General features: G+C 44.2%; 12 protein-coding genes. 5 read left to right on the top strand and 7 right to left on the bottom strand.

The annotated features are described in order from the left end of the window. Positions 1-515: 515 nt before the first annotated feature. Positions 516-1,442 (bottom strand): agmatinase, encoded by a 927-nt coding sequence (speB, locus tag MSG34_RS06150; RefSeq protein ID WP_017105806.1) that lies wholly within the window; start codon positions 1,440-1,442, stop codon positions 516-518. Beyond that, positions 1,442-3,349: an arginine decarboxylase gene (speA, locus tag MSG34_RS06155; protein WP_282449663.1), complete on the bottom strand. Its 1,908-nt coding sequence runs from the start codon at positions 3,347-3,349 to the stop codon at positions 1,442-1,444. Before speA ends, speB begins: the two co-directional genes overlap by 1 nt. Positions 3,350-3,773: 424 nt before the next feature. On the opposite strand from speA, the gene MSG34_RS06160 reads away from it, so the two are divergent. The 5 genes from MSG34_RS06160 to MSG34_RS06180 all read left to right on the top strand — a co-directional run bounded on the left by MSG34_RS06160 (position 3,774) and on the right by MSG34_RS06180 (position 10,150). Continuing rightward, positions 3,774-4,478, top strand: a complete 705-nt coding sequence (locus MSG34_RS06160) for a methyltransferase domain-containing protein (protein ID WP_248336695.1) — start codon at positions 3,774-3,776, stop codon at positions 4,476-4,478. A 189-nt stretch (positions 4,479-4,667) separates the two neighbouring features. Then, positions 4,668-6,104, top strand: coding sequence for a coniferyl aldehyde dehydrogenase (locus tag MSG34_RS06165; RefSeq protein ID WP_248336697.1), 1,437 nt, complete (start codon positions 4,668-4,670; stop codon positions 6,102-6,104). Further along, entirely contained in the window at positions 6,101-6,679 is a 579-nt protein-coding gene (locus MSG34_RS06170) for a TetR/AcrR family transcriptional regulator (RefSeq protein WP_048607093.1), read from the top strand. Before MSG34_RS06165 ends, MSG34_RS06170 begins: the two co-directional genes overlap by 4 nt. Positions 6,680-7,221: 542 nt before the next feature. Further along, positions 7,222-8,796: an ATP-binding cassette domain-containing protein gene (locus MSG34_RS06175; RefSeq protein ID WP_248336699.1), complete on the top strand. Its 1,575-nt coding sequence runs from the start codon at positions 7,222-7,224 to the stop codon at positions 8,794-8,796. Positions 8,797-8,911: 115 nt separating this feature from the next. Continuing rightward, positions 8,912-10,150, top strand: coding sequence for a leucine-rich repeat-containing protein kinase family protein (locus MSG34_RS06180; RefSeq protein ID WP_248336701.1), 1,239 nt, complete (start codon positions 8,912-8,914; stop codon positions 10,148-10,150). Between the two features lie 144 nt (positions 10,151-10,294). Here the strand turns inward: MSG34_RS06180 and MSG34_RS06185 are convergent, their stop codons facing one another. The 5 genes from MSG34_RS06185 to infC all read right to left on the bottom strand — a co-directional run bounded on the left by MSG34_RS06185 (position 10,295) and on the right by infC (position 12,582). Further along, complete coding sequence (locus tag MSG34_RS06185; RefSeq protein WP_248336703.1) at positions 10,295-10,744, bottom strand: hypothetical protein; 450 nt, start codon at positions 10,742-10,744, stop codon at positions 10,295-10,297. A gap of 67 nt (positions 10,745-10,811) precedes the next feature. Then, positions 10,812-11,126, bottom strand: a complete 315-nt coding sequence (gene yqfB / locus MSG34_RS06190; protein ID WP_004733516.1) for a N(4)-acetylcytidine aminohydrolase — start codon at positions 11,124-11,126, stop codon at positions 10,812-10,814. A gap of 209 nt (positions 11,127-11,335) precedes the next feature. Beyond that, on the bottom strand, positions 11,336-11,689 hold the full coding sequence (rplT, locus tag MSG34_RS06195) for a 50S ribosomal protein L20 (protein ID WP_004733517.1): 354 nt from the start codon (positions 11,687-11,689) through the stop codon (positions 11,336-11,338). A 42-nt stretch (positions 11,690-11,731) separates the two neighbouring features. Further along, on the bottom strand, positions 11,732-11,926 hold the full coding sequence (gene rpmI, locus MSG34_RS06200) for a 50S ribosomal protein L35 (protein ID WP_004738430.1): 195 nt from the start codon (positions 11,924-11,926) through the stop codon (positions 11,732-11,734). A gap of 104 nt (positions 11,927-12,030) precedes the next feature. Continuing rightward, positions 12,031-12,582: a translation initiation factor IF-3 gene (gene infC, locus MSG34_RS06205; RefSeq protein ID WP_076654893.1), complete on the bottom strand. Its 552-nt coding sequence runs from the start codon at positions 12,580-12,582 to the stop codon at positions 12,031-12,033. Position 12,583 lies beyond the last annotated feature (1 nt).

The raw sequence follows: 12,583 nt of genomic DNA on the forward strand, positions 1-12,583 counted from the left end.
TCGCCTGTTTTTTTTATAGTTTACTTAACCTTAAGCCTAGTCTTCCTTATCCGAAATGTCATGTCTGTGCGAAGTGACTTCTTTTCACAAATCTAGGCATTCACTTTAGTTTGTTCATGGACTAAGCAAAAGTTTATAGGGTGTTGATTAATGTGCAATAAAATGCACATATTAATTACACCTCAAATTTTTATAAATATATACAGTAATAAAGTTGATAAATCATTAGGATTTATAGGCAATTAATAAGGTCGAGATATACCTAAACCCCAAAGAAGAACTAAATCCCATATTTGAGACAAGGTTCAGCACAAAGCTGATGAGAAACCGTTCAAACGCCATATATGGCGTCAATTACATATACAACTGCTGGAGCATTGAATAGGTATGCAGGGACAATGAGTAGAAGTTGCAAATGGATATTTCGAGGAATCCAAAAAAAAAGCCCACTAAGTTAAACCTTAGTGGGCTTTAAAATAAGTATATAGCGTTATGCTGTTAGCAATGACACACTCTTATTTAGCAAGGCGATTTGCAGTCCAGACGTAAAGCAGCTCGAGAGCAATCGTCGCACCAGCCAATGCTGTAATCTCGCTTTGGTCATACGCTGGAGAAACCTCTACAACGTCCATACCAACCATGTTGATACCTTGCAAGCCACGGATAATTTTCAGAACTTTATCTGAATTCAAACCGCCGCATACCGGAGTACCTGTACCCGGAGCAAAAGCAGGATCCAGGCAATCGATATCAAACGTTAGGTAAACTGGCTTATCACCAACAATGCCTTTCACTTGAGCAATGATCTCGTCCACGCTCATGTCGTTCGCCTGCATCGCGTTAATAACGTTAAAGCCGTGGCCTTCCTGCTTGTACTCTGTACGAATACCAATTTGCACTGAATGTTCAGGCGAAATTAAACCTTCATTTGGCGCATGGTAGAACATAGTGCCGTGATCGTAACGACTGCCCTGACTGTAAGTGTCAGTGTGCGCGTCGAAGTGAATCAGAGCCATCTCACCGTACTTCTTACCGTATGCTCTTAACAAAGGCAGTGTAATGAAGTGATCGCCACCTAAACCTAACAGAGTTTTACCACTATTCAGAATCGCATCAGCAGCCGCTTCTAAACGTTGAGTTAGATCTTCTGCATCACCACAATCAAACACAAGGTCGCCAGCATCAATCACTGAGGTATGTTCAAATACATTGAAGTCCCAAGGGAATTTTTTACCTTCCCACGCCAAGTTAACTGACGCACGACGAATCGCATCCGGTCCCATACGTGCACCTGGGCGGCCAGATGTCGCCATATCTAGTGGCGCACCTAATACAACCACATCAGCGTCGTTGTCGATTGGGTTCTGCACCAATGGGCGGCGCATAAACGTCATCGCATTGGAATACAGTGAGTAATCTGGTTTCGTAAATAGATCGTTCATTAAAAATCCTCAAGATAGGTGTAACCCATCAAGCCTTGCTCTAACTCTTCAAGTACGCTTTGCTGCTCTTGCGCTGGTACTTTCGCCGTTACCAATTCTTTGTAGTTCTGACGAATTAGATCCATATCGATATGAACATAACGCATCATGTCTTCTACTGTGTCGCCTTCGTTGATGTAGTCAATGTTCGCTTTTCCGCTCTCATCAACGTTGACCACCACACTGTGCGTATCACCAAATAGGTTATGCATATCACCCAAGATCTCTTGGTATGCGCCTACTAAGAAGAAGCCCATCAGGTAAGGTTCGTCTGGGTTCCATGCAGGAACTGGCAACGTTGTTTCAATGCCTTGACCGTCAACATACTGATCGATCGTACCATCAGAATCACATGTGATATCCAGTACTACCGCGCGTCGCTCATCCGCATTGTCCAAACCACTTAGAGGCAATACAGGGAACACCTGATCGATACCCCAAGCATCTGGCAACGATTGGAACAGTGAGAAGTTTACGAAGAACTTGTCCGCTAAACGCTCGCTCAACTCATCCAAAATTGGACGGTGGTAACGGTTCTTTGTGCTCATGCGAGTGCTAAGCTCGTAGTTAATACGCAAAGACATTTGCTCTGCCCAAGCACGATGCTGAAGATTCAGCATACCGGTCGCAAATTGGTTGTGTGCTTCTGCGATATCACTTTGCGTGTCGTTGTAGATCTCAATCAGCGCGCGGTCATCATTACCTGCATCTAACTCCAAGAAGTTCTTCCACATGTTGTTTAGCAACAGTGGTGCGTCTGCTTCTGGCGCCGCCATGTCTTCTGGCGAGTAGCTTTCGGTACCAATCACGTTAGTCACTAGTACTGCATGGTGCGCAGTCAGTGAACGACCAGATTCCGAAATAATCACAGGCTGTGGTTGATTGTAGAGCTTACAAATATCCCCTACTGTCATCACGATGTTGCGAGCGTACTCAAGCAAGCCGTAGTTCATTGAGTTTGAAGATTGGCTGCGTGTGCCGTCGTAATCGACCGCCAAACCGCCACCAACGTCTAAGAACTTCAGTTGAGCACCGATATCACGCAGTTCACAGTAAAAACGAGCCGCCTCACTCACACCATTTCGCACATCACGAATATTCGCCATTTGCGAGCCAAGGTGGAAATGCACTAGCTCTAGAACATCCAGTTGATCTTCTGCTTTCAAGCGTTCAATAACGGTCAATACTTGTGATGCAGACAAACCGAATTTCGACTTCTCACCACCACTTGCTTGCCATTTACCTGCACCTTGAGATGCAAGACGAATGCGTAGACCTAAACGAGGTTTCACGCCAAGCGCTTTTGCTTCAGAAAGGACAAGATCAAGCTCTGACAACTTCTCTAAAACGATGAATACTTTGTGGCCTAGCTTTTCGCCAATAAGCGCAAGGCGGATGTATTCTCTGTCTTTATAACCATTACACACGATCACTGAGCTCGCTTTTTGAGCCAGCGCCAATACCGCTAATAGTTCAGGTTTACTGCCCGCCTCTAGACCTAGTTGCTTCTGCTCTAATTGAGCTTGGCTTGCTAAGATCTCGTCAACCACTTCTTTCTGTTGGTTAACTTTAATCGGGTAAACAAGTAGGTAACGGTTATCGTACTGATATTCGTCGATCGCTTGGTTGAATGCGTTACAGATATTGTGCACACGTTGATGCACTATTTGAGGAAAACGCACAAGAGCAGGCAAACCAATATTTCGCTGCTCTAACTGTTTTACGATCTGACTTAGCGGAACTTGATGATCGGTTTCGCTCGGTGAAACATACACCTCACCGTTATCATCAATTCCATAAAAACCTTGGCTCCAGTGCTTTACATTATACTCAGCACGGATGCGTTCCAAATTAACCGAATTTTCCAATTCTAGAGACCTCACACTATAGGGCCATCGACAGAAGATACCTCTTTGGAATAGCGAGGTATAACCCAACAAAAAGCGTTCAAAAACGATTTGTTGGCTGCATTAACCGATATTATTAAGAGCGAGTCCAACCATTGATATTTGTGGTGACGATTACGTTTTTTTATCGACAGATCGACTTAAAGTGACAGGTAAGGAATTACAAGGTTTTAGGGTAAAAAACAGGCTGAAGCGCATTAAATATAAAGCAATTTCTCACATTAAATTAGGGAGAAAAAATGTGCAGGAACCATAAGATTTTTAGTAAATTGAGTGAGGTTAAGTCAGAGTTGTGACAAATATAAGCACTTCACTATCACAACTCTCGCTATCACCAACACAGCTTGTATCCTGTTATTCCAAGCCTATTGATGAGTGTTAAATCATGTCCGAAATGTACACCACCTATGCAAAGCAATACGACTCTGCTGCTCGCGATAATATTTATAATGCCCTATTAGAACGCCCATCAACCATAGCCTTACTTGATGATGTGAATGGGCTCGACATTGTCGACCTTGGTTGTGGATCAGGTATTTACGCACAATGGTTTATTGACCAAGGTGCAAACAAAGTCACGTGCACCGATCTATCTCAAGATATGGTCGACCTAGTGAACGGAAAACAGATCCCCAATGTGACCGCATACGCGCAAGATGCTGCGCTTGGTTTACCTAAAGAAGCTGATAACAGCGCTGATGTCATCGTGTGCCCATTAGTACTGCATTATATTGAAGATCTAAAACCTGTCTTTGATGACATTTATCGCGTTCTAAAACCGGGCGGCTACATCGTGTTTTCCACTCACCACCCATTTGCGGATTTCGAGTGCACCCTTTCAGGTAACTACTTTGAGCGCGAATTCATTCAAGAAGAGTGGAACACGGTCGGCAAACCCGTTCAGGTAAGCTTCTACCGCCGTTCATTAACCGAGCTTTGCCAAGCTGTCAGCCAATCGGGCTTGCTGATTTCACAAATCACTGAAGGGACAATCGACGAGAAAGCCAAAGCCATCTCTGAAGAAACGTACGAACGCCTATCAAAAAACGTTAACTTCATCTTTATGCGTTGCGAAAAAGTGTCTGCCTAGCCCGCAAGCAAATCGCGTGTGTCTTTGATTGCGTCAAAGGCACTTTTTATCTTCCTAACCATCTCAACTCAGCATCCGCCTAACTGAACAAAAAATAAACTTTTCTCGCACATATCTTGTATTCGATTCGATCTTCTTGTAATTTTAACTGACCAACCAATCGGTCAGCCTTCGAATTTAGGGGATACTATGAGCCATAATCTAGACCTTGAACCAAACACGTCGAGCACCAACGACATGGATCAAATGTTCAACCGACAAAAAGATCACTACCGCAATAACGTTAATCCTACGCTTGAGCAGAGAAGAGAAAACCTCTCATTACTAAAAGCGTTGTTAATGCGCTATCAAGAGCAGTTGATTGAGGCAGTATCTGAAGATTATGGCCATCGAGCAAAGCACGACAGCTTGATTGCTGACATCACCCCTTCTCTTCACCAGATCAATTACAGCGTGAAGAACCTTAAGAAGTGGTTGAAGCCATCACGCCGCAAAGCTGGTTTGATGCTAACGCCAGCTAAGATAACGGTTCATTATCAGCCTGTGGGCGTTGTAGGCATCATTGTTCCATGGAACTTCCCAGTCATGCTCTCTTTAGGGCCTCTGATCACAGCATTAGCAGCGGGCAACACTGCGATGCTTAAGATGTCGGAGTTTACTCCAGCAACCAACCGAGTTTTAAAAGCGATGTTGGCTGAAGGCTTTAGTGAAGATCAAGTTGCGATCATCGAAGGTGAAGCTGATGTTTCCGCTAAATTTAGCCAACTGCCGTTTGACCATATCCTATTCACAGGCTCAACCGCTGTGGGTAAACACGTTATGAGAGCAGCGGCTAACAACTTAACACCAGTTACCCTGGAATTAGGCGGCAAATCTCCAACCATCATTGCCCCTGACTTTGATGTGGCGGACGCTGTTGAACGTATCCTGTTTGCCAAGAGCTTAAACGCTGGCCAAATATGTGTAGCGCCTGATTACATCTTATTGCCGCGAGAAAAAACGGACGAGTTCATCACAGCTTATAAGCGTTATTTCAAGAAGCTTTATAAAGCCGGTATTGAGAGCAAAGACTTAACCTCAGTGATCAACATGCGCCAATACAATCGCTTGAAAGGTGTCATTGAAGACGCACAAGCCAAAGGCGCGGTTATTCACACCGTCACCGAACAAGCACAGGACGATGTAAACCACAGAATGACGCCGCACCTTCTCACCGAAGTGAACGATGAGATGCTCGCGATGCAAGAAGAGCTGTTTGGTCCTGTTCTGCCTATCGTGCCTTATGATTCCATCGAAGAAGCAATCAGCTACATCACAGAGAGAGAACGCCCACTGGCTCTGTACCTAATGAGTCACAATAAAGAAACCCAAGACAAGTTTTTATCAGACACGCACTCTGGCGGCGTGTGTATTAATGATTCTTTGGTGCATGTGGCTGCAGAAGACGCGCCATTCGGTGGCATCGGCCCTTCAGGCATGGGACACTATCACGGCATTGAGGGCTTCAAGACCTTTAGCCATGCCAAAACCGTTCTAAGCAGAGGAAAAGTCAACTTCACCAAGTTAATGCATCCTCCTTACAACAACCCAATCAAGAAACTGATGTTCAAAGTACTCAATAGATGATCACCAAAAGACAAAAAATCCTAGATGCTGCACTCCTGCTTTTCTCTCAACAAGGGCTAGAGGGCACATCTACCGGACAAATAGCGAAAACAGCCGGCGTGGCAAAAGCGACGTTGTTTCACCACTTCGAGAACAAATCTCTATTGATTGATGAGCTGTTTCGCGAGCTGAAGCTAGAGCTATTCTCGACCCTTCAACCGCACACTGATGTGGCAGTAGAAGATCGCTACCAAGCCTTTAAGTTCATGTGGATCACAGGAATTGAATGGGCATTAGAGAATCCGGTTGCGATGAAGTTCTTTACCAATGTTCATTTCGACCCAACGACTCAAACTCGAGAAGTGATTGTTTCACAGATGTTCGCATCGCTAGACGAGATCATTTTGAAAGGGCAAGAAGATGGTGAATTGATGGTGTTGGACATTAACCTTGTTAGACACTTCATCCATAGCCACTTTCTGATTTGTGCAAACTGGCTGATTGAACAAAGCGAGTCTCCACCAGAGCAAACATCGAAGTACATCAACGATAGCTTTGATATGTGTTGGCGCGCCGTTGGTGGGCAAACCAAGTAGCTTTAGCTTTAAGCCCAAGGCTCTAAGCTCTAAGCTCTAAGCTCTAAGCTCTAAGCTCTAAACCCAAAGATATAAGTTCTAGACTCAACTTATTTCCAATAATGATCACTAAAGCGCCACACAGGCGCTTTAATTATTTGAACACAATTTAATCACCTCAGCATATTGACTAAGAGTACGTTCTTTCAGTACCATCCCACCATCATTTCAAAAGAGAATAACGCCATAATGAAGTACTAACATCCTGACATCCGATTTATTTTTATAAAAATCATTTGGACACTCGGGGTTAGTGGGCGTTACTTCGTCATCTATTTTCGCGACAAATCAAGCTCTTAAAGATCCGTTTTTTGACAAACAAACATCTTTAAGATCAATACCTCAAAGACAGAAATTACATCAACACCCTATTTCCTATCTTTGATTGGCATGCTAAGTAAGTAACGTCTTTGGCGATCTATATATAGAATTCTGTGTAGGGTTCTATATAGAAAAAGCGCCTCACCCCTTTTACTCGTTTACACGTAAAGGGAGGTATTTCTATGCCTACTATATTAGCCAACAATATCTCATTCCAACTCGATACTGGTGAGTGGTTATTCAAAAACATCACCTTCAATTTGAGCACTCGCCTCACCGGCCTAGTCGGAAGAAATGGGGCTGGAAAGTCATTGTTACTTTCATTGCTCATGGGACAAAAACAGCCCACAACAGGCAGTGTTTCGCACCAAGGTTCGATCGGCTTTTACTCTCAGTTACCATCAAAGCTACTGGATACCAACATCACCATCGCTGACTTCTTAGGGCTCACCGAAAAGTTAGAAGCATTAAGCGCCATAGAACAAGGTAGCTGTGAATTGCAGCACTTCAATATCGTTGGTGATGATTGGGATCTAGAGGCACGTACCCAGCAGTTGCTAGGTACATTAAAGATCACTCGTGATTTGAACACGCCCTGTTGCTCTTTGAGTGGTGGACAACTCGCCTTGCTACAGCTTCATCAGCTGTTCGTATCAAATAACGACATACTGATCCTCGATGAGCCTTCGAACCATTTGGATAACGATGGACGCAATTGGCTACTAGAACAATGCCTGATGTTTGAAGGCAAAATACTTGTCGTCAGCCATGATCGAAGCTTATTGAGACGAATGGAGGGGATCTACCACCTCAACAGCTTGGGCGTACGTTTCTATAAAGGAAATTATGATGATTACTTCAAACAAGTATCTAGCCAAAGCGAAGCGCTCAACAAACAGGTCGCGCATCATCAGTCCGAAAAGAAACGACTCGAGCGTCAAGCTCAAGCCAACAAGGAAAAGGCGCAGCAGCGAGAATCTCAGGGAAACCGACTCAGAAAGTCAGGTAGCCAACCCAAGATCTTATTGGATGCGATGAAAGATAAAGCAGGACAAAGCCAAGCCGCGTCTGCGACAAGCCAAAGGAATGTCATTGACCAAAACCAACATAAACTTCAGTCGCTTAAAGAACAGAAGGAACGGCTGAAACCACAAGCTTTGTATTTACAGCAAAGTAATAGCAGTAAAAAGAGCTCTTTGTTAACCGTTGAAAACTGCCGCCTTATTTACGGCTCTGGTGCGCCCATCAGTTTCTCTTTATCACAAGGGGAACGGTGTTATCTAACCGGTGCTAATGGGTGTGGAAAGTCGACACTGTTAAAAGCGCTTCACGGTCAACACACCAATTATAGAGGCTCGATTAAGCGCTTGGGGGCGACCGTCTATTTGGATCAACACTTTGGCCTGTTAGACACCAACGAGACAATGTTCGATAGTTTAATAACGCATAGCTTTGGATTAACAGAGAGCGACGCGCGAACCCTGCTAGCGGGAATTGGATTCAGGCGAGACTCGGTATATCGCAAAGTCGCTCACCTCAGTGGTGGCGAGAAAATGAAATTGGCGATGTTGATTGTCAGCCATAAACAGGATGCCCCACTTCTTTTGCTTGATGAACCAGACAATCACTTGGACATAGACTCAAAGCAAATATTGGCTTCGGCTCTGCGTGAATACCAAGGTGCGTTCATCTTGGTCAGTCATGATAGCGATTTTGTTGAGGAGGTCGGCGTTAGCCAAAACCATATACAGCTTTAATCTTCGTAAATTCGTTCACTTAGTTTAGTTAGGCGAGTATTCTTCCGGATACTCGCCTTTCTCGGTTGAGACAAGTAAACTACGCGCCTCGAACATCTATTCATAAGGCTAAGGTTTGCATACTCTAGAACAATTAAAATCAGGGCAACTTAAAGGTATTAAGCGTTTAAAACTGTCAGAAGGTCTCACCGAGTTTCCTCTAGAAATCATAGAGCTTGCAGATTCTCTTGAGATCCTAGACCTTTCAGGTAATCAGCTGTCAGACCTACCAGCCGAGTTATCAAAGCTAACTAACCTGCGTATTATCTTCGCGTCGAATAACCTGTTTACGCACCTGCCTGATGTTCTAGGGTCACTTCCTAAGCTTGAAATGGTTGGCTTCAAAACCAACCAAATCAAAACCGTTAGCGAGCAATCTCTGCCGACTCAACTACGTTGGTTGATCCTGACCGACAATGAGATTGAGGCTCTGCCTAGCTCGCTAGGTGAAAGACCACTACTACAGAAACTGGCATTGGCGGGTAACAAGATTCGCGTGTTACCAGAAAGCATGGAAAACCTATCCAACCTTGAGCTAGTTCGCCTGTCTGCAAACCAACTGACTGAGTTCCCTGAATTCCTTATTAAGCTACCAAAGCTGGCTTGGTTAGCGTTTGCGGGTAACCCGTTTTGCAAACACCCGAGCAGCTTAGATAGCGTGCCCGCAGTAAGCTCGCAATGCTACTCACTGAATCAAGTACTTGGTCAAGGTGCGTCTGGCGTAATTTCACATGCTAACTGGGTGAACGGTGATTTTGATTTCCCACAGGAAGTCGCTGTAAAAGTATTTAAAGGTGAAGTAACAAGCGACGGTTACCCACACGATGAACTCGAAGCTTGTTTGCAGGCTGGTCATCATAGCAACCTAGTGAAGTCGATAGCTCAAGTCGATGAACCAAACTATCTCGCATTAGTGATGGAGCTTATCCCAAGCAGCTATTACAACCTAGGCTTACCTCCGACGCTTGAAAGCTGTACTCGCGATACCTTCAACGAAAGCTTTGAGCTTTCAATTACTCAGATCAATAGCATTACCGAACAGATGATTGATGTGTTTGAACACCTTCATGCCAACAAAGTCTGTCATGGTGATCTATATGCACACAACACTTTGGTTAACGAGCAAGGTCAGATGATCTTTGGTGACTTTGGCGCTGCGACTATCTACGGCTACCTGACAGAAGAACAGCAACAAGGTATTCGCCGTATCGAAGCACGTGCCTTGAAGTACTTTATTGAAGACCTACTGACGGTTTGTGCAAAGCAAGATCAAGACAGCGAGCTTTACAGTCAACTAGCGAACTTCAAAGCTTAATGGCTTAATGGCTTAATGGCTTAATGGTGCGTTGATTAGAAGTACTCGGTCGAATTGAAAACAACAAAGCCAACATCACTGTTGGCTTTGTTGTTCTTGGAACATCACTTATTTTAATGGACAAGTAAGGTCTGCTAAAAGGGATTAACGCTCAGCCTGCACCAATTTCAAATACGAGTGCAGCTCATCATTTTTATATTCCACCGCAGAGTGAATATTAAGATCAGCACGAGCCACAACAGCACACTGGTAGCGATTCTCACCCTTTAAAATCTCGACGTGTAACAAACCGTCTTTTAGTTGCCACTGCCCTGTTGTTTCAAATCGATCGAACAAACGATATTCAATTAGAGAACCGTCAGTATTGAAGTGCACTTCAGTGATGTAACCGCCGGGGCAGCTCTTCACCCAAACTCGATTCTCGATATCACTGACAATGAAGTCACGCTTTGTATCACGCCACGCTAGAAAGCCTTCGCTATCATAAAGAGCAATGTCGAGATCAGTTCTAGAGATTAACGGCTGCTCATTTTGCTCACGACAATAAAGTTGAAGTTGAATTTTCTGAACTGTTTCGTTCTGTAACTCACTCATTGTGACTCCCTTTCTCATTGCTCTGCGTTAGACGCGGTATTGATCAACCAATTCTATTTAAAGCGGGCTACACAAGCTCGTAAGAAACCACATACAGCTGAGAGATACCTGGATAGATATCTTGAATCACGTCTTTCAGTACTTGCAGCGTCATGTTCTCTTGTTGAGCATGGAACTCACCTAAGTCATCAAACAAAATTGGTTCAACACTGATGATCTTAAGATTACAGAACACACGTCCTTGCTCTAACGTTGATACTTCCACAACACTGCCTGGCTGGTAGTCACGTTCAGATTCATCGCGAATAGTAATCGTCTTCTTGCCAGAAAGGATGTCAGTTTCAAAACGTTCGAAGAACGTCATAGTGGTCGGTGCGGTCATTTATTTCGGTCGCTTAACATTAAAGGTTAGGTAGGTGTTTATATACCAGAATGCCTGTTCAAGCGAATAAAAATTAGATGCGAGATGCGAGATGCGAGATGCGAGATGCGAGATGCGAGATGCGAGAAAATATGGCAAAGCCAAATTACAGGCAATAAAAAAGGAGAACCGAAGTTCTCCTTTTCTTAAACCTTTAAGCTAACTCTAAATTATAGAGATGCTTTCGCTTTTTCAACTAGAACAGCAAATGCTGCTTTGTCGAATACTGCGATGTCAGCAAGAATCTTACGGTCGATCTCGATAGATGCTTTCTTAAGGCCATTGATGAAACGGCTGTAAGATAGACCATTTTGACGAGATGCCGCGTTGATACGTGCAATCCAAAGTTGACGGAATTGACGTTTCTTGTTGCGACGGTCACGGTAAGCGTATTGACCAGCTTTGGTAACTGCTTGGAAAGCTACGCGGTAAACACGTGAACGTGCTCCGTAGTAACCTTTAGCTTGTTTTAGAACTTTCTTATGACGTGCACGAGCTTGTACACCACGTTTTACGCGAGGCATTATGCTTCTCCTAAACTAAACGAATTTATAAACTAAAAAGAATTAAGCGTATGGCATCATACGTAGAACTTGAGCAACTTCACATTTAGGAAGGATCGAGTTCGGACGTAGCTGACGCTTGTTCTTAGTAGTACGCTTAGTCAGGATGTGACGTTTACCAGCGTGCTTAAACTTAATACCACCAGCAGTTTTCTGGAAACGCTTAGCAGCACCTTTGTTGGTTTTCATCTTAGGCATGATGAATAACTCCGCATTGTTGAGTTGTTAATAACATAGTAATTAGGGCGAATAAAACCCCGCAACCTGAGGCTGCAGGGTTCAATTACTTGCAAAGCCGTTAATTACTTCTTTTTAGGGGCCAACACCATGATCATCTGGCGACCTTCAATTCTCGTTGGGAAAGATTCGACTACTGCAAATTCTTCAGTATCCGCTTTCAAACGATTAAGAACGTCAACACCGATTTCTTGGTGAGCCATTTCGCGGCCACGGAAGCGAATTGTTACCTTCACTTTGTTGCCGTCTTCTAGGAAACCAGTCAGGTTGCGTAGTTTTACCTGATAGTCTCCAATATCAGTTCCAGGTCGGAATTTAATTTCCTTGATCTGAACCTGCTTTTGCTTCTTCTTCTGCTCTTTCGCAGCTTTGCTCTTCTCGAAGAGGAACTTACCGTAGTCCATCACACGACAAACTGGCGGCTCGGCGTTAGGGCTGATCTCTACAAGATCCATACCAGCTTCATTTGCAGCTTCCATCGCTTCAGCGATTGATACTACACCAACAGCTTCGCCGTCTGCGCCAGTTAGACGCACTTCACGAACGCCACGAATGTCACCGTTTAAACGGTGCTGGTTTTGTTTGGCCGGTTGTTGGCCACGTCTTCCGCCTTTAATA

Source organism: Vibrio sp. 1CM2L (genome assembly GCF_023161695.1).
Lineage (GTDB): Bacteria > Pseudomonadota > Gammaproteobacteria > Enterobacterales > Vibrionaceae > Vibrio > Vibrio coralliirubri.

Excerpts from the sequence above, each read along its gene's own strand:
- MSG34_RS06185 (WP_248336703.1), bottom strand. The coding sequence starts at position 10,744 with ATGAGTGAGTTACAGAACGAAACAGTTCAGAAAATTCAACTTCAACTT.
- rplT (WP_004733517.1), bottom strand. The coding sequence starts at position 11,689 with ATGCCTCGCGTAAAACGTGGTGTACAAGCTCGTGCACGTCATAAGAAA.
- MSG34_RS06160 (WP_248336695.1), top strand. The coding sequence starts at position 3,774 with ATGTCCGAAATGTACACCACCTATGCAAAGCAATACGACTCTGCTGCT.
- MSG34_RS06175 (WP_248336699.1), top strand. The coding sequence starts at position 7,222 with ATGCCTACTATATTAGCCAACAATATCTCATTCCAACTCGATACTGGT.
- yqfB (WP_004733516.1), bottom strand. The coding sequence starts at position 11,126 with ATGACCGCACCGACCACTATGACGTTCTTCGAACGTTTTGAAACTGAC.
- MSG34_RS06170 (WP_048607093.1), top strand. The coding sequence starts at position 6,101 with ATGATCACCAAAAGACAAAAAATCCTAGATGCTGCACTCCTGCTTTTC.
- speB (WP_017105806.1), bottom strand. The coding sequence starts at position 1,442 with ATGAACGATCTATTTACGAAACCAGATTACTCACTGTATTCCAATGCG.
- MSG34_RS06165 (WP_248336697.1), top strand. The coding sequence starts at position 4,668 with ATGAGCCATAATCTAGACCTTGAACCAAACACGTCGAGCACCAACGAC.
- rpmI (WP_004738430.1), bottom strand. The coding sequence starts at position 11,926 with ATGCCTAAGATGAAAACCAACAAAGGTGCTGCTAAGCGTTTCCAGAAA.